We start from the raw sequence: 17324 nt of genomic DNA, 5'->3' as shown, positions 1-17324 counted from the left end.
ATGCCGTTCGATCCGCCCGCTGGACTTCTTGCGCTCGAGGCGCGGCTTGCCGCTGCGCTGGAACGCCTGCAGGAACCCTCGACGCCCTGGGTGCCGCAGACGCGCGCGCCGGATGGGTCGGCGGTGATCGATGTCGCGGTGCTGGGCGCCGGCATGGCGGGGCTGGCGGCGGGCTTCGCGCTGCGGCGCGAGGGGGTGGTGCGCGTCGTGCTGTTCGACCCCGCGGCCGAGGGCGCGGAGGGGCCGTGGGCGACCTATGCGCGGATGCGCACGCTGCGCAGCCCGAAGCAGTTGGCCGGGCCGGCGCTGGGACTGGATGAGCTGACCTTCCGCGCCTGGTTCGAGGCGCAGCACGGCGCCGCCGCGTGGGCGGCGCTGGGGAAGATCCCGACGGGCATGTGGATGGACTACCTGCGCTGGTACCGGCGCGTGGCGGGGCTGGATGTGCGCAACGGCGTGGGCGTGGCGCGGATCGACCCGGAGGGCGCGCTGTTCCGGCTGGCGTTGACCGATGGCGCGGTGGTGTTCGCGCGGCATGTGGTGCTGGCGACGGGGCGCGACGGGCTGGGCGGGCCGCGGCTGCTGCCGGGCTTCCTGCCGGACTGGCGCGGGCGGCTGTGGGCGCATAGCGCGGATGCGATCGACTTCGGCGCGCTGGCCGGGCGCGACGTGGTGGTGGTGGGCGCTGGGGCCTCGGCCTTCGACAATGCGGCCGCGGCGCTGGAGGCGGGCTGCGGGCGGCTGACCATGCTGCTGCGGCGCGCTGCGCTGCCGCGGGTGAATTCGGGCAAGTCCATGGAGGGGCGCGGCTTCTGGCATGGCTGGCACGACCTGCCGGCGGCTTGGCGCTGGCGGCTGGCGCTGTCGGTCGAACGGCGGCAGACGCCGCCGCCGCATGAGAGCGTGCGGCGCGTGGCGGCGCATGCGAATGCCACGCTGCTGACCGGTGCGGGGGTCGAGCGCGTTGCGCGCGATGGCGACGCGCTGGTGCTGGCGACGCCGCGCGGCGATGTGCGGGCGGAGTTCGTGGTGCTCGGCACCGGCTTCCTGCAGGACGCGGCGTTGCGGCCGGAACTGGCGGCGGTGGCGGGCGATATCCGGCTGTGGCGCGATGCCTACACGCCGCCGGAGGAGGAGCGCGATGCGTCGCTGGGGCTGAACCCGTGGCTGGATGAGGGCTTCGCCTTCACTGAGCGGGTGCCGGGGACGGCGCCGCATCTTTCGCGGCTGCACTGCTTCAACTTCGCGGCCACGCTGAGCCACGGGAAGGTGACGGGCGACGTGCCGGCGATCAGCGCGGGGGCGCAGCGGCTTTCGCGGGCGATCTGCGCGCGGCTGCTGGCCGCCGACATCGCGCAGCACGCCGCACGCCACGCGGCGTTCGACGAACCGGAGATCACCGGCGAGGAATGGCCGGGCGTGGCGCTGTAGCGCGCGTTACCGCGCGAAGCCCGGCTGGCGGTCCACGAACTTGTTGGGCTTGAGGAACACCGAGATGAACAGCGCGCCCTCGGGTGCGCGCGCGACATGCGTGTTGCCGGCCGGACGCCAGACGAATTCGCCGGGGCCGCAGCGGCCTTCCTCATCCTCGAGCGCGCCTTCCAGGACGTAGGTCTGCTCGATGTCGGTGTGTTCGTGCAGCGGGACCTCGGCGCCCGGGGCCATGCGGAACAGGATGGTGGACATGCCGCGGGCCTCGTCGCGGCAGAGCAGCTTCATCTCGATGCCCGGGAACTCGGTGGGCTGCCAGGGCATGGTGGCGGGGGTGAGGTAGTGCGAGGCGAGGCGCGGGTCGCCGCGCTGGGCTTCGATGCGGGCACGGGTGGCGGCGTCGGCCATGGTCGGTGTCCTCCGTGTTGTGGTGAAGCGGCACTTCAGGCGAGGCGGCGCGAAAGCCAGGTGCCGGCCTCCGCCACCGCGCGGTCGGCCTGCTTCACATGCCCGATCGACCGCAGGAAGCCGTGCAGCACGCCGGGGAAGGTGGTGGCTTCCACCGCGACACCGGCCGCGCGCAGGCGGGCTTCCATGGCGGCGTTCTCGCCGGACAGCACGTCCAGTTCCGCCACGTGCAGCAGGCAGGGCGGCAGGCCCGTGAGGTCGGCGCGCAAGGGCGCGGCGAGGGGGTGCAGGCGGTCGGCCTCGCGCGGCGCGTAGGCGCGCCAGTAGAAGTCCATCTTCTCGCGCGTCAGCGTGTGGCCGGTGGCGAATTCCAGGTAGGACGGCGTGTCGGTGCGGCTGTCGAAGACGCCGTAGTTGAGCAACAACCCGCGCAGGGTCAGCGACGGATCTGTCTCGCGCAGCAGCAGCGCGGTCGCCATGGCTAGGTTGCCGCCGGCGGAATCGCCGCCGACCACGATGCGCGTGCCGTCCAGGCCCCATTGCGCGCCGTGCTGCGCCACCCAGCGGACCACCGCGGCGCATTCCTCCAAGGCCTGCGGGAAGGGGGCCTCGGGGCTCAGCGCATAGTCCGGGCCGACCACGGCGCAGCCGGCGGCGGCGGCATAGGCGCGCATGATGTGGTCGTGGGTGTCGATGCTGCCCCAGACCCAGCCGCCGCCATGGATGTAGACCATGACGGGAAGGGGCGTGTCGGTGGACGGGCGATGCACCCGGCAGGCGAGGCGCCGGCCGCGGATGGACAGCCAGTCGGTGCGACTTTCGGCCATCGGCGGCCCGCCGGCTTCAGCCAGGGCCAGGCCCGGCCCGTCATTGGACGCGCGCGCCGCATCCATCGGCATGCCCAGCACCACCGGGGGGAAGGCGCGGCCGCGTTCCTCCATCATGGCGGTGAAGGCGCGCATCTCGGGGTCCCAGCGGTCCTGGCTCATGGGGTGGTCTGTCCATGTGTGTGACGGGGCAGTGGAACCGGGGCGGGCCGCGGCGGCAAGGGGGTGGCGTTGCGCGGCGGCGGCAGGATCAAGTCCGACCGCCCCGCCTTGCGGCGCCCGGCGGTATCGGCGAGCCGGCCGTGTCGCCATGGATATCACGCGCCCGGGGCGGGCTGGCCGGCACGCCGCCTGTACGCACGCTGCCGCGGACGCTGCGTCCCCGGCGTTGCCGCGAGGGAGGTCCAGGTCCATGTTGCAACGCACAATGCCCGACGCCTTCTCCTGGCCGCCCCGCAGCGGCGGCTTCCGCGACCGCGCCCTGCTGCGCCCGGACAGCCTGGTGCTGGTGGCGCATCCGGCGAGCCGCGAGGCGCCCGTGCTGGCGCGCAACCTGGCGGCGGGCGGCTTCCGCGGGCGGCTTTTTGCGGTCGGGACGGCCACGGATGGGTTCGAGGCCGCCGCGAGCATCGCCGACCTGCCGGTTGCGCCCGACCTTGCGGTGCTCTGCCTGCCGCCGGAGGCGCTGGGCACTGCCATGGCCGACCTGGCGGCGCGGGGCTGCTTCGCCGCCATCGTGCCCGGCGCGGCGCCGGACCTGGCGGCGATGAGTGCCGCGACCGGCGTGCAGGCGTTGGGGCAGGGGTCGTTCGGCGTGGCGGTGCCGGCGATCGGGCTGAACGCGACGCTGAGCCACATCGCGCCCGCCCGGGGCCGGCTGGCGCTGGTGACGCAATCCTCGGCGATTGCGCGCGCGGTGCTCGACTGGGCGGCGGCCGAGAGTGTCGGCTTCAGCCATGTGGTGGGGATCGGCGGCAACCAGGGCTTCGGCTTCGCCGGCGTGCTGGACTGGCTGGCGCGCGATGCGGCGACCGGGGCGATCTTGCTGGACATCCGGCGGATCAAGAACCGCCGCATGTTCGTCTCGGCCGCGCGGGCGGCGGCGCGCACGCGCCCGGTGGTGGCGATCCGCGCGGGCGGGCGGCTGGTGGATGCGTCGGGCCTGGCGGACGAGGTGATGGCGGCCGCGCTGCGCCGCGCCGGTGTGCTGCGGGTGGCCGGGCTGGAGGATTTCCTGTCGGCCGCCGAGACGCTCGCGCGGGTGCGGCTGTCCCCGCGCGCGAGCGGCCCCGGCGACCGTATCGCGCTGGTCACGAACGGGATCGGCCTTGGCGCGCTGGGGGCGGATGCGGTGCTGGCCGGTGGCGGGCGGCTCGCGGACCCGGGCGAGGCTGGGCTGGAGGCGGTGGCGATGGGCCTGGCGGAGGGCTGGTCGGGGCGCAACCCGCTGGCGTTGGGCCCCGAAGGCGGCGGTCGGCTGGGCGAGGCGGCGGCGATGCTGGCCGGCCTGCCGGACGTGGATGCCGTGGTGGCGCTGCATGCCCCGACCCCCGAGGAGGATGCGGAGGTGGTGCGCGAATCCCTGGCGGCCGCGGTGAAGGCGAGCCGCGGCGCGCCGATCCTGGTCGGCTGGGCTGGCCAGGCGAGTGCGGGTGCGCAGAGGGCACGGCTGGCCGAGGCGGGTGTCGCGGTCTTTGCCACGCCCGAGGCGGCGGTGCGCGGCGCGCTGCACCTGGCACAGGACCGGCGCAACCGGGCCATGGCGGCGGAACTGCCGGCGCGGGACGTGCTCGACCTTGCCCCCGACCGCGCGGCGGTGCGGCGCATCCTGGGCCAGGCGCGGGCCGCGGGGCGGCTTGACTTGACCGAGGCGGAGGCGCTCGCGGTGCTGGCCGCCTATGGCGTGCCGACCGTGCCGGGGCGCGCCGTGGAGGGGCCGGAGGAAGCGGCGGCGGCCGCTGCCATGCTCGGCTTTCCTGTCGTGCTCAAGGTGTTGAGCCCCGACCTTCCACGCAAGACGGAGGTCGGCGGGGTGGTGCTGGGGCTGGCCTCGGCCGCTGCGGTGCGCGATGCGGCGGTGGCCGTGGCGGCGCGGGTGGCGCATGCCCGGCCCGAGGCGCGTATCGGTGGCTTCCTGGTGCAGCGCCAGGCCGGACGCGGGCAGGAACTGCGCCTGCGCCTGGGCGACGATGCCATGTTCGGGCCCTGGATGTCCTTCGGGCGTGGCGGCACGGCGGCGGATATCGACCCGGATGAGGGCTTCGACCTGCCGCCGCTGAACCTGGCCCTGGCGCACGGGCTGGTCCGGCGGACGCGAACGGCGCGGCTGCTCGAGGGCTGGCGCGACCATCCGCCGGCGAACATCGCGGCGGTGGCGGATGCTCTGGTGCGGCTGTCGCAGGTTGCGGTGGATTTTCCAGATATCGAATCCTGTAGAATCAACCCTTTGCTGGCTGATGCTGAGGGCGTGATGGCGTTGGATGCGGCGCTGCGCCTGCGCCCGGCCGGGCAGGTCTCCTTGCTGGCGATCCCGCCCTATCCGGCCGAACTGGCGGTGGCGTGGCGCGGAAAGGACGGCCGGGCGGTGCTGCTGCGCCCGATTCGCCCGGAGGATGCCGCCGCCCATGCCGAGGCCTTCCGGCGGCTATCGGCCGAGGATGTGCGCTACCGGTTCTTCTCGGCGCTGGGCGAACTGAGCGCTGCGCAGATCGCGCGCATGACGCAGATCGACTACGACCGGGAGATGGCCTTCGTGGCGGTGGAGCGCGTGGCGGACGGGCCGGACCGCACGGTCGGCGTCTCCCGCTTGATCCGTGACCCCGGTGGGGCCGAGGCGGAATTCGCGGTGGTGGTGGATCCTGCGTGGAAGGGTCAGGGGCTGGCGCGGGCGCTGATGGAGCGCCTGTTCGACTGGGGCCGGGCCGTGGGCGTGCGGGAGGTGGTCGGCCAGGTGCTGGCGGAGAACGCGGCGATGCTGGCCTTCGTGCGGGCGCTGGGGTTCCGGGTGAAGGGGAGTGCGGAGGACCCGGAGGTGATGGAGGCGCGACGGGCGTTGTGAATACGGGTTCCGATCCGGTGGCTTTGGCTGATGGGGCGAAAGTGACTGGGCGGCCGTTCGGCCCCGGACTATGCGGTACGGCGCTGCTGCTGGCAGACTCGACGATGGACGATTCGCGGTCGGGTCGCGGCCCTGGCCTTCGCAAGCGCGGCAAGACACGCCAGCCCCTGTTGGGCTATCGTTGCGATGTGCAGATGAGTCGCGCTTTGTTCGCTAGGTTCCATTGGAGATGACTGCATGAGTGTGGTGAGTGTATCGCTCGGGGACGTCAACCCGACACCGCAGCCCGGCCAGAACGGGGCGCCGTCTCCGGCGGTCTCGTCGCTGTCGGGCGTGTCGATCAACTATTCGGTGTCCGGGCCGACGCCGGTGACCGGAAGCGCGTCGGTCTACGCGCTGCGCACGGACGGCAGCATCGTGAAACTCGAGCCCAGCGTGCCGCTGCGCTCGGACCTCACCAGTTCGACGCTGAATTTCCCGTCCATTGATCTTGGTCCGGTGGGTGACGCCTCGGGGGTGCGGTTCTTCGCCCGCGTCGAGGAGGGCGGGGGCTTCAAGGATACCGGCCTGTCCGCTGCCTACAACGTCGATGGTGACGACGAGGTCTGCTTCCTCGCCGGCACCCGCATCCGTACGCCCGCGGGCGAGGTCGCGGTCGAGGAGTTGCGCATCGGGGATCGGGTGTTGACCGCCGATGGCCGCGCCGAGCCGATCCTGTTCATCGGGCGCCAGACCTACAGCACCCGTTTCGCCGGGCGCGAGGAGTCCTGGCCGGTGCGCATCCGCGCCGGCGCGTTGGCGCAGGGCGTGCCCTCGGCCGATCTGCATGTCTCGCCGATGCATGCGCTGCACATCGACGGCGTGCTGGTCCTGTCGAAGGCGCTGCAGAACGGGTCCAGCATCGTGCAGGTCGCCCCGTCGGCGGAGACCTTCACCTATTTCAGCCTGGAACTGACGCGGCACGAGGTGATCCTGGCCGAGGGCGCCGAGGTCGAATCCTTCGCCGACCACGTGCCGCGCAGCCGCTTCCACAACTACGCCGAGTTCGTCGCGCTCTACCCGGAGGGCCGGGTGGTGGGCGAGATGGACGCGCCGCATGCGAAGTCGGCGCGGCAGGTGCCGGCGCCGATCCGCGCGCGCATCGCCGAGCGTGCGGCGCTGCTGGACGAGGCGCCCGGGAACCCCCGCGCCGCCTGAGCGTCGCGGCGAGGTCGCGCGGCCTGTACCCGCGGCCATGCTGCGGCGCGCGCTTGCCGCGGCAATCCGCACGGGCGGTGCGGCTTCGCAACGGCGTCGGTGCATGCTGACGCGACGCCGGCGTTGGCGATGGGGGAGGCGGGATCGGGTTCGCCAGCCTGCGCGGGGCGTGGTCCGGGCCGGCGCCGGCGGAACGGCGCTCCTGCGGTCAGGCCGGGAATGCGTCCTTCACCATGGCGCGCACGCGGGCCGCGGCCTCGTGGCCCTTCAGCGCGTCGCGCCAGGCGCCTTCGGCCACGCGCTGGTGGGTGCCGATTGCCTCGTCGGCGCCGGTGATGAAGGCCACGCCGCTGGCGGTGGTGGGGTGGGCGTCCGGGGCGAAGGCGCTGCCGACCACATGGGCCCGTTCGCGCCCGCGCATGACCATGAAGGGACCGGAGGGCTCGGCGCCCGCGATCAGGCCGAGCTGCAGGCCGATGGGCACGGAGTCCAGCGCATCCGCGATGGCTTCTGCCTCGGCCCGGGCGGCCAGGCGGGCGCGCATGCGGGCGCGCTCGGACAGCGCCAGGCCCGGGGCGACGCCGTCGGTCAGCATCCGGCGCATCGACCCCTCGCCGAGGATGGCGGTGATGTTGGGCTTGCGGGACTGGTGCAGTTTCTTGCGGGCGGCGAGCAGGCCCAGCATCTGCTCGACCTGGCTGCGCGCGAGCAGGCGGTCGGGGGAATTGTCGGCGTGTTCGGTCCAGGCTTCCGCCAGGGCGCCGTCGAAGGCCTCGGTCGCGACGGGATACACGACCGCGCCACCGACCTGCAGGACCTGGTCGGATTGTTCCTCGATCTGGCGCAGACGTTCCTGGAAGGCGGCCGGGCGGCCGAAATATTCGACGCCGATGCCCAGCAGCGACAGCGGGGAAATCTTCAGCAGTTCGGCCAGGCGGCGGATGGTGTCGAGCTTGATCACCTCGCCCTTTTCGTAGCGATACAGGGCGGCGCGGGAGACGCCGAGGCGCGCGGCGATCTCTTCCGCACGCAGGCCGGATTCCAGACGATAGGCGCGCAACTGCTGACCGATTTCGGCAAACCGCATTCGACCCTCCCGAGGGCGTGAGTGAAGCAGATTAGCCGGAATTGCCTCGGATTTCGAGACGAAATCTCACGGCGGGCATCCCGGCGCGGTTTCCCGCGCCGGGTGCGGGGTCACGCGTCCTCGGCAACCTTGTGGGCGGCGAGCGTCTCGAGCGCCTTGACCAGGCCGGAATGATCGAGCTCGGCACCGCCGGCCGCGGCCACCGCGGCGAACAGCTGCTGGGTGGAGGCGGTGTTCGGGAGTGCGACGCCGAGGTCCCGCCCGGCCGACAGGGCGAGGTTGAGGTCCTTCTGGTGCAGCCGGATGCGGAAGCCGGGCGCGAAGGTGCGCTTGATCATGCGCTCCCCGTGGAGTTCCAGGATCCGCGAGGTCGCGAGACCGCCCATCAGCGCCTGGCGGACCTTGGCGGGGTCCGCGCCGGCCTTCGAGGCGAAGGTCAGCGCCTCGGCCACCGCCTCGATGGTCAGCGCGACGATGATCTGGTTGGCGACCTTGCAGGTCTGTCCCGCACCGACCGGGCCGACCAGGGTGATGTTCTTGCCCATGGCTTCGAACAGCGGCTTGGCGCGTTCGAAGGCGGCATCCGAGCCACCGCACATGATGGTCAGGCTGGCCTGCTTGGCGCCGACCTCGCCGCCGGAGACCGGCGCATCGACATAGTCGCCGCCCTTGGCCGCGATCTTCTCGGCGAATTTCTTGGTCTCGGTCGGGCTGATCGAGGACATGTCGATCACCAGCGTGCCGGGCTTCAGCCCCTCCGCCACGCCGCCGGCGCCGAACAGCACGGCCTCCACGTCGGGGGTGTCGGGGACCATCAGGATGACCGCCTCGGCGGCCGCGACGGCGGCGGCGATGGTCGGGGCGACGGCATGCGCGGCGCGGTCCTCGGCGGTCAGGCTGGCGCGCTCGACCACGGTGATGTCGTGCCCGGCGGCCTTGAGATGGCCGGCCATGGGGCGGCCCATGATGCCAAGGCCGATGAAGGCGATCTTCATGCGTTTCTCTCCGGGGTGGGGTGATGAGGGCGGCGGTCGCGCCTGCCGGTCACATAGCGCAGGCGCGGCGCAGGGAACATGCGGGAGTAGCGACTCGCCTGCGAAGCGACGGTTAGGACATTTGCAAGGAATTTCTTGATGACGAGTCTCTATCGCAATGGTAGATTAGCTTATTGGTCTGGTCCAAAAAATGATCCAGCATGCCATGCGCCCTCTGTTCTGCCTTCTCGCCGCCCTTGCCGCAGCGCCCGCCGCGCATGCGCAGGACAGTTTCGTGCGCGAGGCCGACTTCCTGACCGGGCGGCCGCTGCTGTCGGTACTGGGGTCCGGGCTCGGGCAGCAGCCGGCGGCGCTGACGCTCGAATTCTCCTGCCCCGGCACGGGCGTCTGGAGCCTCGATCTGCATGGCGCCGACTTCCCCGTGGGGGCGCCGATCACCTTCGACCTCGGCGATGCCGAGCGCGGTTGGCAGGAGGTGCGGCTGCTGGCGGTGCAGCGCCCGGATGCGGACCGGCTGCGGATCGTGGTGGACGAGGCGTCGTTCCGCGCCGCCCTTGCGGGCGTCGCCGGCGTGCCTGAGACGGCGACGACCGCCGCGGTGCTGCAGGTGGGCAGCGAGTTCGGCGTCGCGGTCGGGCTCGAGGCGCTGGCGCGCGAGATCGGCCACCTGGCGCAGGATTGCCAGGCGCCGCGGGCCGCGCGGGTGCGCGACGCCGCGCCGTTGGCGCGCTACGCCCGGTAGGGCGCGAACCAGCCGAGCCCCGCCACCGTCTCGTTCGCCGGGCGGTATTCGCAGCCGATCCAGCCGCGGAAGCCCAGCGCGTCGATGCGCTGGAACACGAAGGGCCAGTTGACCTCGCCGGTACCGGGTTCGTTGCGGCCGGGATTGTCGGCCACCTGCATGTGGGCGATCAGCGGCAGGTGCTTTTCCACGCGCTTGACGATGTCGCCTTCGGTGATCTGGCAGTGATAGAGGTCGAATTGCATGCCGACCTTGTCCGGCCCGACGGCGTTGATGATGGCGGCGGCCTGGTCGGTGGTGTTGAGGAAGAAGCCCGGGATGTCGCGGTGGTTGATCGGTTCGATCACCGGCTTCACGCCGGCCTTGCCGCAGTGTTCCGCCGCCCATGCCAGGTTCGCGCCATAGGTTGCGGTCAGCGTGTCGTGCGGCACGCCCGCCGGCGCCAGGCCTGCCATGACGTGCAGGCGCGGGCAGGACAGCGCGGCGCAGTAGTCGAGTGCCTTGAGAATGGCGTCGCGGAATTCCTGCTGGCGGCCGGGCAGGGCGGCCATGCCGCGTTCGCCATTGGTCCAGTCGCCGGGGGGCGCGTTGAACAGCACCTGCTGCAGCCCGTTGTCCGTGAGGCGGGTGGCGATCTCGGCCGGCGCGAAGTCATAGGGGAACAGGAATTCGACGGCCTTGAAGCCGGCCTTGGCGGCCGCTTCGAAGCGCTCGAGGAAGGGCACCTCGGTGAACATCATCGACAGGTTGGCGGCAAAGCGCGGCATGGTCGGTTCCCCCGGGCGTGTGGGGGGCGAGGGTAGGGCGCCACGCGGCGCGGCGAAAGCGGGGCGCCTCGCGTCGCGGCGGGGCTTGCGGCAGGATGGGACGATGGCGATGCATGCGGCGCGGACGGCGAGGCTGGTCGGAATCGCGGCGCTGGCCGCGCTTGGGATCGCGTGCCTGCTGGTGCTGCGGCCCTTCATCTCGGCGCTGTTCTGGGCGGTGATCATCGTCTTCGCGACCTGGCCGGTCTTCGCCTTCCTGCGCGAGAACGACCGTTTCTCGCCCAGCGGCGCCGCGGCGGTGATGGTGGGGGCGATGTTCCTGCTGGTCGGGCTGCCGATCGCGCTGGCCGCACCCACCAGCCGGGGCGAGGTGGAGGCGCTGTCGGCCTCGATCGAGGCGTTGCTGGTCGGCGGCTTGCCGGGGCTCGGCGCCTGGCTGGGTGGGTTGCCGGTGGTGGGCGGCTGGGTTCGCGGCTGGATGGGCGATGCGGAATTCGACCTGCTGGGCCTGGCGGGCCTGCTGCGGCCCTATGCCGGAACCATCACGCAGCAGAGCGTGACGGTGCTGCTGGCGATCCTGTCGGGGCTGGCGGAACTGCTGCTCGCGATCCTGCTGGCGTTCTTTTTCTACCGCGACGGGCCAGCCATGGCGCGGCGTGCCAGCGCGCTGATGGACCGCCTGGCCGGGGCGACCGGCGTGCGGATGCTGCGCCTGGCCGCCGATGTCACGCGCGGGGTGGTATGGGGGCTGGTCGGCACGGCGGTGGCGCAGGGCGTGCTGACGGCGATCGGCCTGGCGGTGGCCGGCGTGCCGCAGCCGGTGCTGCTGGCGGTGGTGGCGGGGGTGATCTCGATCTTTCCGGTCGGCGCGCCGCTGATCTGGATCCCGGCCAGCCTGTGGCTGTTCACGCAGGGGCAGAACGGCTGGGGCATCTTCATGGCGCTCTACGGCGCGCTGGTGATCAGTTCCGTGGACAATTTCATCCGGCCCTGGGCGATCGCGCGCGGGGCGAACCTGCCGCTGCTGCTGACGCTGCTGGGCGCGCTGGGGGGCGTGTTTGCCTTCGGCTTCCTGGGGCTGTTCCTGGGGCCGGTGGTGCTCGCGGTGGGCTACACGCTGCTGCTGGAATTCGCCGGCGGGGCGGAAACCCCTTCCACGCCGCCGACGGGCGACGTATAGGCGCCGGCTTGCCGGGTCGTCCCTGGCCGCGAAAAAAGGGAGTGCAAAGGGATGCGTAAGCTGCTGATGGCGGCCGCACTGGCCGTGGGCCTGGGCGCGGCGGGACTGGGCGAGGCGCGCACGGTGCGCTGGGCCGCGTCGGGCGATCCGAACACCATGGACCCGCACAGCCAGAACCTCGGCACCGTGACCATGGTGCTGCAGCAGATCTATGACCCGCTGATCCAGCGCACGCAGGAACTCGGCCTGGCGCCGGGCCTGGCGACGCGGTGGGAGCAGGTGGAACCCAACCGCTGGCGCTTCTGGCTGCGCGAGGGCGTGAAGTTCCACGAAGGCCAGGCCTTTACGGCCGATGACGCGGTGTTCTCGATCACCCGCGCGCAGCAGCCGACCTCCAACTACGGCATCTTCGTCGACACCATCGACCGCGCCGTGCAGGTCGAACCCTTCATCGTCGACATCATCACCCGCGTGCCCGACCCGATCCTGCCCAACAAGATCGCGTCACTGATGATCATGTCGCGGTCGTGGTCCGAGCAGCACAATTCCACCCGCCCGCAGAACACGCGCAACCGGGAGGAGATGCACACCACCCGCAACACCAACGGCACCGGCGCCTTCCGCCTGTCCGTGCGCGAGCCCGACGTGCGCACCGTGCTGGTGCGCAACACCGACTGGTGGGGCTGGGCCGAGCCCGGCAGCCGCGAGGGCAACATCACCGAGATCATCTACCGGCCGATCGCGTCCGATGCGACGCGCATCGCGGCCCTGCTGTCGAACGAAGTCGACTTCGTGCTCGACCCGCCGCTGCAGGACCTCAACCGGCTGCGCGCGGCGCCGGGCATCCGCGTGACCGAGGGGCCGGAGGTGCGCACCATCTTCCTGGCCATGGACACGCATCGTGACCGGCTGCTGTACAGCGACGTGACCGACCGCAATCCGCTGAAGGACCTGCGGGTGCGCCAGGCGCTGTACCAGGCGATCGACATCCAGGCGATCCATCGCACCACCATGCGCGGGCAGTCGGTGGTGACAGGCACCTTCTTCCCGCCGCAGGTGAACGGGTACTCGCGCGAGGAAGACGTGCGCCTGCCCTATGACCAGGCGCGCGCGCGCGCCCTGCTGGCCGAGGCGGGGTATCCGAACGGCTTCGGCATCACGCTCGATTGCCCGAACAACCGCTACATCAACGACGAGCAGATCTGCCAGGCGATCGTGGCGATGTGGGCGCGCATCGGCGTGCGCGCGCAGCTGAATGCCATGCCGCTGGGTCCGTTCTTCCAGAAGATCCAGCGCGAGGACACCTCCATCTACCTGCTCGGCTGGGGCGTCCCCACGCTCGATGCGCTGTATTCGTTCCAGTCGCTGCTGCGTTCGCGCGATGGTGGCCAGGGCAACGGGATCTGGAACTACGGGCGGTATTCCAACCCGCGGATGGATGCGCTGATCGACATCATGGTGAACCAGTCGGGCGATGCGCGGAACAACGCGATCCGCGAGGCGCTGCGCATCTACCGCGAGGACGTCCCGCACATCCCGCTGCACCACCAGATGATCCCCTGGGCGATGCGGTCCAACTTCACCATCCCGCACATGGCGAACAACCAGCCCTATTTCCGCTGGGCGCGGATGAACTGACCTGAACCGCGGGCGCGGCGGTGGTTGCCGCCGCGCCCGCGCCGGAGTGACAGAATGTTCGCCTTCATCATCAGCCGCATCCTGCAGGCGCTACCCGTGTTGTTGGCGGTGGCGCTGATTTCGTTCGCGATGTTCGCCTATGTGGGCGACCCGGTCGCGATCATGCTGGGTCAGGACTACACGCAGGCGCAGCGCGATGCGCTGGTGGCCGACCTTGGGCTCGACAAGCCGTTCTGGGTGCAGTTCGGCACCTTCATCGGCAATGCGGTGCAGGGCGAGTTCGGGCTGTCCTACCGGTTGTCGCGCCCTGTCGCGGACCTGATCGCGGAGCGCGCGCCGGCCACGCTGGAACTGGCGTTTACCGCGGCGATCCTGGCGCTGGCCGTGGGCGTGCCGATGGGGGTCTATACCGGCCTGTACCGGCATTCCTGGCTGAGCCGCTTCTTCCTGACCTTCAGCCTGATCGGCGTGTCGCTGCCGACCTTCCTGATCGGCATCCTGCTGATCCTGGTGTTTGCCGTCTCGCTCGGCTGGCTGCCGTCCTTCGGGCGCGGGGATACGGTGAAGCTCGGGTGGTGGACGACCGGCTTCCTGACCTGGACGGGGGTGAAGGCGCTGGTGCTGCCGGCGATCACGCTCGGGCTGTTCCAGTTGACACTGATCATGCGCCTGGTGCGGGCCGAGATGATGGAGGTGCTGCGCACCGACTACATCAAGTTCGCCCGCGCGCGCGGCCTGCCCAACCGCGCGGTGCATTTCGGCCATGCGCTGAAGAACACCATGGTGCCGGTGATCACCATCGTGGGCCTGCAGCTCGGTGCCATCATCGCCTTCGCCATCGTGACCGAGACCGTGTTCCAGTGGCCGGGGATGGGGCTGCTGTTCATCCAGTCGGTCGGTGCGGCGGATATCCCGGTGATGAGCGCGTATCTGCTGCTGATCGCGCTGGTCTTCGTGACCATCAACCTGATCGTGGACCTGCTCTACTACGCCGTCGATCCGCGGCTGCGGATCGGGCGCGGCAAGGGGGGGCACTGAGCGATGGCCGCGGCGGTGAAGCGCTTCCTCGATTCCGACCTGTGGTTTTCCTTCACGCGGTCGCCGGTCACGGTGGTGTCGGCCATCGTGGCGGCGGTGTGCATCCTGGGGGCGGTGTTCGCGCCGTGGATCGCGCCGCACAACCCCTTCGACCTGGCGTCGCTGAACCTGAGTGACGCCTTCAAGCCGCCGGCCTGGACCGAGGAGGGCGCGCGCGACTACGTGCTCGGCACCGACGACCAGGGGCGCGACGTGCTCTCGGCCATCATGTACGGGGCGCGGGTATCGCTGCTGGTGGGCTTGTCCGCGACGATCTTCGCGACGCTGCTGGGGGTCACGCTCGGGCTGCTGGCGGGGTATATCGGCGGGGCGCTGGACAGCCTGTTGATGCGCATCTGCGACATCCAGCTGACCTTCCCGTCGATCCTGGTGGCGCTGCTGGTGGATGGCGTGGTGCGCGCCGCACTACCGCGGGAAGTCCATGCCGAGATCGCGCTGTTCGTGGTGATCTTCGCCATCGGCATCAGCGAATGGCCGAAATTCGCGCGCACCGTGCGCGGGTCGACGCTGGTCGAGCGCAACAAGGAATACGTGCAGGCGGCGCGCGTGATCGGTGTCACGCGCGTGCGGATCATGGTCAGCCACGTGCTGCCCAATGTGCTGGGGCCGGTGCTGGTGGTGGCGACGTTGAACCTGGGCCTCGCGATCCTGTCGGAGGCCACGCTGTCCTTCCTGGGGGTGGGTGTGCCGCCGACGCAGCCATCGCTCGGCACGCTGATCAGGATCGGCAACGATTTCCTGTTCAGTGGCGAGTGGTGGATCACGATCTTCCCGGGGGTCGCGCTGATCGCGATGGTGCTGTCCGTCAACCTGCTGGGCGATTGGTTGCGCGACGCCCTGAACCCGAAGCTGCGCTGATGTCGAACGCTGCTCCCCTGCTGGAAGTGCGCAACCTGCGCGTGGAGTTTCCCACGCGGCGGGGAACGCTGGTCGCGCTCGACGACGTGTCGTTTTCCATCAGCCCCGGCGAGGTGCTGGGCGTGGTTGGTGAATCCGGCGCGGGCAAGTCGATGACGGGCGCGGCCATCATCGGCCTGCTGGAGCCGCCCGGGCGGATCGCGAAGGGGCAGATCCTCCTGAACGGCAAGCGCATCGACAATCTGCGCTACGAGCAGATGCGCCGCATTCGCGGGCGCGAGATCGGCGCGATCTTCCAGGATCCGCTGACCACGCTGAACCCGCTCTATACCGTGGGCCGGCAATTGGCCGAGACGATGACGACGCACCTGCCGATTGGCCCGGCGGAGGCGAAGAAGCGCGCCATCGAATGGCTGGAACTGGTCGGCATCCCGGCCGCCGCGCAGCGGATCGACAGCTACCCGCACGAGTTCTCGGGCGGGATGCGCCAGCGCGTGGTGATCGCCCTGGCACTTTGCGCCGAACCAAAGCTGATCGTGGCGGACGAACCGACCACGGCGCTGGACGTGTCGATCCAGGCGCAGGTGATTGCGCTGCTGAAGACGCTGGCGCGGGAGAAGGGTACGGCGATGATGCTGGTCACGCACGACATGGGCGTGATCGCCGAGACCGCCGACCGCGTCGCCGTCATGTATGCCGGGCGCATCGCCGAGATCGGCCCGGTGCGCGAGGTGGTGAAGCACGCCAACCACCCGTATTCGGCCGGGCTGATGGGCTCGATCCCGCCGCTCGACCGGCGGGTCGAGCGCCTCGCGCAGATCGATGGCGCGATGCCGCGGCTGTCTGCCATTCCGCAGGGCTGTGCGTACAACCCGCGCTGCCCGCAGGTCTTTGGCAAGTGCCGCGAATTGCGGCCCGACCTGCTCGATGCCGGCACAACGCGCGCTGCCTGCTGGCTGTACGATACGGAGGCCGCCCGTGGCTGACGCGCCGCCCATGCTGGAAGTGCGCGACCTCGCGCGGCATTTCGATGTCAGTCGCCCGCTGCTGCAACGCGCCCTCGCGCGCGAGGGGCGGCGCACGCTGCGCGCGGTGGATGGCATCTCCTTCGCCATCCCCAAGGGCACGACGCTGTCGCTGGTGGGGGAATCCGGCTGCGGGAAGTCGACCGTGGCGCGGTTGTGCGTGGGGTTGTACGCGCCCACGCGCGGCGCGGTGGTGTTCGACGGACGGGATCTGGCGCAGGCGCGCGCCCTGGCCGACCAGCGGCGCCGGATGCAGATGATCTTCCAGGACCCCTACGCGTCGTTGAACCCGCGCTGGCGGGTCGGGGATATCATCGCCGAACCCATCCGCGCCTTCGGCCTGGTGGGCACGCGCGCCGAGCAGGACAACCGCGTGGCGGAGCTGCTGACGCAGGTGGGGCTGTCGCCGCTCGATCGCGTGAAGTTCCCCCATGAATTCTCGGGCGGGCAGCGCCAGCGCATCTCCATCGCGCGCGCGCTGTCGTCCAACCCGGAATTCCTGGTCTGCGACGAACCGACCAGCGCGCTGGACGTCAGCGTGCAGGCGCAGATCCTGAACCTGATGAAGGAGCTGCAGCAGCGGCTCAACCTCACCTTCCTGTTCATCAGCCACAACCTGGCCGTGGTGCGGCAGGTGAGCGACCGGATCGGGGTGATGTATCTCGGGCGGCTGGCTGAACTCTCGCCGGCGGAGACGCTGTTCCGCCGCCCGCGCCACCCCTATACACGCGCGCTGATGGAGGCGATCCCGGACCTCGAGATGACGGGGCGGGAACGCATCCCGGTGGGTGGCGAGGTGCCGTCGCCGATCACGCCGCCGTCCGGCTGCGCCTTCCATCCGCGCTGCCCGCTGGCGAATGACCGCTGCAAGCGGGAACGGCCGGACCTCAAGCCGGCCGGCGACGCGATGGTGGCCTGCCACGCGGTCGAGGAAGGGCGCGACGACGCCATGCCGATGCCCGCCATCGCGCGCAGCGCGGCCTGACGCGATCCGCCCGTGGCGGGCCGGGGTT

General features: G+C 71.0%; 15 protein-coding genes. 10 read left to right on the top strand and 5 right to left on the bottom strand.

Annotated features, from left to right (window positions below; genetic code table 11):
* Positions 1 to 1431 carry an NAD(P)-binding domain-containing protein gene (locus tag MWM08_RS13735; protein ID WP_244407000.1) on the top strand — a complete coding sequence of 477 codons (1431 nt, stop codon included), beginning with the start codon at positions 1 to 3 and terminating at the stop codon, positions 1429 to 1431.
* Positions 1432 to 1437: 6 nt separating this feature from the next.
* On the opposite strand, the gene MWM08_RS13730 is transcribed toward MWM08_RS13735, so the two are convergent.
* Both MWM08_RS13730 and MWM08_RS13725 read right to left on the bottom strand, forming a co-directional pair.
* On the bottom strand, positions 1438 to 1839 hold the full coding sequence (locus MWM08_RS13730) for a cupin domain-containing protein (RefSeq protein ID WP_244406999.1): 402 nt from the start codon (positions 1837 to 1839) through the stop codon (positions 1438 to 1440).
* 35 nt (positions 1840 to 1874) lie between these two features.
* On the bottom strand, positions 1875 to 2828 hold the full coding sequence (locus MWM08_RS13725; protein ID WP_244406998.1) for an alpha/beta hydrolase: 954 nt from the start codon (positions 2826 to 2828) through the stop codon (positions 1875 to 1877).
* A 250-nt stretch (positions 2829 to 3078) separates the two neighbouring features.
* Between MWM08_RS13725 and MWM08_RS13720 the strand changes: the two genes are divergently transcribed.
* Together MWM08_RS13720 and MWM08_RS13715 are read left to right on the top strand one after the other, a co-directional pair.
* Positions 3079 to 5724, top strand: coding sequence for a bifunctional acetate--CoA ligase family protein/GNAT family N-acetyltransferase (locus MWM08_RS13720; protein WP_244406997.1), 2646 nt, complete (start codon positions 3079 to 3081; stop codon positions 5722 to 5724).
* 237 nt (positions 5725 to 5961) lie between these two features.
* Complete coding sequence (locus MWM08_RS13715) at positions 5962 to 6921, top strand: Hint domain-containing protein (RefSeq protein ID WP_244406996.1); 960 nt, start codon at positions 5962 to 5964, stop codon at positions 6919 to 6921.
* Between the two features lie 208 nt (positions 6922 to 7129).
* Here MWM08_RS13715 and MWM08_RS13710 read toward each other — a convergent pair whose 3' ends face one another.
* Both MWM08_RS13710 and MWM08_RS13705 read right to left on the bottom strand, forming a co-directional pair.
* Positions 7130 to 8008, bottom strand: coding sequence for a helix-turn-helix domain-containing protein (locus MWM08_RS13710; protein WP_244406995.1), 879 nt, complete (start codon positions 8006 to 8008; stop codon positions 7130 to 7132).
* 110 nt (positions 8009 to 8118) lie between these two features.
* A complete protein-coding gene (locus tag MWM08_RS13705; RefSeq protein ID WP_244406994.1) occupies positions 8119 to 9003 on the bottom strand; it encodes a 2-hydroxy-3-oxopropionate reductase in 885 nt (294 codons plus the stop codon).
* Between the two features lie 205 nt (positions 9004 to 9208).
* Between MWM08_RS13705 and MWM08_RS13700 the strand changes: the two genes are divergently transcribed.
* Positions 9209 to 9745 (top strand): hypothetical protein, encoded by a 537-nt coding sequence (locus MWM08_RS13700; protein ID WP_244406993.1) that lies wholly within the window; start codon positions 9209 to 9211, stop codon positions 9743 to 9745.
* On the opposite strand, the gene otnI is transcribed toward MWM08_RS13700, so the two are convergent.
* Entirely contained in the window at positions 9733 to 10512 is a 780-nt protein-coding gene (gene otnI / locus MWM08_RS13695) for a 2-oxo-tetronate isomerase (RefSeq protein ID WP_244406992.1), read from the bottom strand. The two genes, MWM08_RS13700 and otnI, sit on opposite strands and share 13 nt — an antisense overlap.
* A gap of 103 nt (positions 10513 to 10615) precedes the next feature.
* Between otnI and MWM08_RS13690 the strand changes: the two genes are divergently transcribed.
* From MWM08_RS13690 to MWM08_RS13665, 6 genes are read left to right on the top strand one after another with little or no spacing between them, the layout of a single operon-like run.
* Positions 10616 to 11692: an AI-2E family transporter gene (locus MWM08_RS13690; RefSeq protein WP_244406991.1), complete on the top strand. Its 1077-nt coding sequence runs from the start codon at positions 10616 to 10618 to the stop codon at positions 11690 to 11692.
* Positions 11693 to 11743: 51 nt separating this feature from the next.
* A complete protein-coding gene (locus MWM08_RS13685; protein ID WP_244406990.1) occupies positions 11744 to 13330 on the top strand; it encodes an ABC transporter substrate-binding protein in 1587 nt (528 codons plus the stop codon).
* Between the two features lie 54 nt (positions 13331 to 13384).
* Positions 13385 to 14368, top strand: coding sequence for an ABC transporter permease (locus tag MWM08_RS13680; RefSeq protein WP_244406989.1), 984 nt, complete (start codon positions 13385 to 13387; stop codon positions 14366 to 14368).
* A gap of 3 nt (positions 14369 to 14371) precedes the next feature.
* Positions 14372 to 15286 carry an ABC transporter permease gene (locus tag MWM08_RS13675; protein ID WP_244406988.1) on the top strand — a complete coding sequence of 305 codons (915 nt, stop codon included), beginning with the start codon at positions 14372 to 14374 and terminating at the stop codon, positions 15284 to 15286.
* Entirely contained in the window at positions 15286 to 16272 is a 987-nt protein-coding gene (locus tag MWM08_RS13670; RefSeq protein WP_244406987.1) for an ABC transporter ATP-binding protein, read from the top strand. The genes MWM08_RS13675 and MWM08_RS13670 overlap by 1 nt, the downstream gene beginning before the upstream one ends.
* A complete protein-coding gene (locus MWM08_RS13665; protein WP_244406986.1) occupies positions 16265 to 17296 on the top strand; it encodes an ABC transporter ATP-binding protein in 1032 nt (343 codons plus the stop codon). Before MWM08_RS13670 ends, MWM08_RS13665 begins: the two co-directional genes overlap by 8 nt.
* Positions 17297 to 17324: the final 28 nt, after the last annotated feature.

It is taken from the genome of Roseomonas fluvialis (assembly GCF_022846615.1).
GTDB lineage: Bacteria > Pseudomonadota > Alphaproteobacteria > Acetobacterales > Acetobacteraceae > Neoroseomonas > Neoroseomonas fluvialis.
The sequence above is the reverse complement of the archived record's forward strand: the minus strand, read 5'-3'. Positions and strand labels throughout refer to the sequence as shown.

Excerpts from the sequence above, each read along its gene's own strand:
- MWM08_RS13690 (WP_244406991.1), top strand. The coding sequence starts at position 10,616 with ATGGCGATGCATGCGGCGCGGACGGCGAGGCTGGTCGGAATCGCGGCG.
- MWM08_RS13725 (WP_244406998.1), bottom strand. The coding sequence starts at position 2,828 with ATGAGCCAGGACCGCTGGGACCCCGAGATGCGCGCCTTCACCGCCATG.
- MWM08_RS13730 (WP_244406999.1), bottom strand. The coding sequence starts at position 1,839 with ATGGCCGACGCCGCCACCCGTGCCCGCATCGAAGCCCAGCGCGGCGAC.
- MWM08_RS13710 (WP_244406995.1), bottom strand. The coding sequence starts at position 8,008 with ATGCGGTTTGCCGAAATCGGTCAGCAGTTGCGCGCCTATCGTCTGGAA.
- MWM08_RS13735 (WP_244407000.1), top strand. The coding sequence starts at position 1 with ATGCCGTTCGATCCGCCCGCTGGACTTCTTGCGCTCGAGGCGCGGCTT.
- MWM08_RS13670 (WP_244406987.1), top strand. The coding sequence starts at position 15,286 with ATGTCGAACGCTGCTCCCCTGCTGGAAGTGCGCAACCTGCGCGTGGAG.
- MWM08_RS13715 (WP_244406996.1), top strand. The coding sequence starts at position 5,962 with ATGAGTGTGGTGAGTGTATCGCTCGGGGACGTCAACCCGACACCGCAG.
- MWM08_RS13685 (WP_244406990.1), top strand. The coding sequence starts at position 11,744 with ATGCGTAAGCTGCTGATGGCGGCCGCACTGGCCGTGGGCCTGGGCGCG.
- MWM08_RS13680 (WP_244406989.1), top strand. The coding sequence starts at position 13,385 with ATGTTCGCCTTCATCATCAGCCGCATCCTGCAGGCGCTACCCGTGTTG.
- MWM08_RS13705 (WP_244406994.1), bottom strand. The coding sequence starts at position 9,003 with ATGAAGATCGCCTTCATCGGCCTTGGCATCATGGGCCGCCCCATGGCC.
- otnI (WP_244406992.1), bottom strand. The coding sequence starts at position 10,512 with ATGCCGCGCTTTGCCGCCAACCTGTCGATGATGTTCACCGAGGTGCCC.
- MWM08_RS13675 (WP_244406988.1), top strand. The coding sequence starts at position 14,372 with ATGGCCGCGGCGGTGAAGCGCTTCCTCGATTCCGACCTGTGGTTTTCC.
- MWM08_RS13720 (WP_244406997.1), top strand. The coding sequence starts at position 3,079 with ATGTTGCAACGCACAATGCCCGACGCCTTCTCCTGGCCGCCCCGCAGC.
- MWM08_RS13700 (WP_244406993.1), top strand. The coding sequence starts at position 9,209 with ATGCGCCCTCTGTTCTGCCTTCTCGCCGCCCTTGCCGCAGCGCCCGCC.